Genomic DNA, 426 nt, shown 5'->3' on the forward strand with positions numbered 1-426 from the left:
TTCGGAAATCCCCGGATCAAAGCTTACTTACAGCTCCCCGAGGCATATCGGTGTTAGTGCCGTCCTTCATCGACTCCTAGTGCCAAGGCATCCACCGTGCGCCCTTATTAACTTAACCAAAAGTTAATACTTGGATAAATCCAAGATTTAAGTTTACACGTCAATTGCTTGACTTGTTTAAAAATCTATAAAATAGAAATTTGATTTATTGCTTTCAATGTCGTTTTATCCAGTTTTCAAAGAACGAAATAATAAATTCTACTTTTATTTGCATTGTGAAAAAACACATATGCTAAAAGTAAAATTGGTGGAGCCTAGCGGGATCGAACCGCTGACCTCCTGCGTGCAAGGCAGGCGCTCTCCCAGCTGAGCTAAGGCCCCAATATTAGTATTAAGAGGTTATATAAAGAATTTATATGGTGGGCC

General features: G+C 39.7%; 1 tRNA gene and 1 rRNA gene. Both read right to left on the reverse strand.

Going from position 1 to position 426, the window contains the following annotated elements:
- Positions 1 to 118: ribosomal RNA gene (locus M3166_RS19085) — 23S ribosomal RNA — on the reverse strand; the annotation flags it as partial.
- Positions 119 to 305: 187 nt separating this feature from the next.
- Positions 306 to 381, reverse strand: a tRNA-Ala gene (locus M3166_RS19090).
- Between the last annotated feature and the right edge of the window lie 45 nt (positions 382 to 426).

Source organism: Solibacillus isronensis, assembly GCF_023715405.1.
Lineage (GTDB): Bacteria > Bacillota > Bacilli > Bacillales_A > Planococcaceae > Solibacillus > Solibacillus isronensis_B.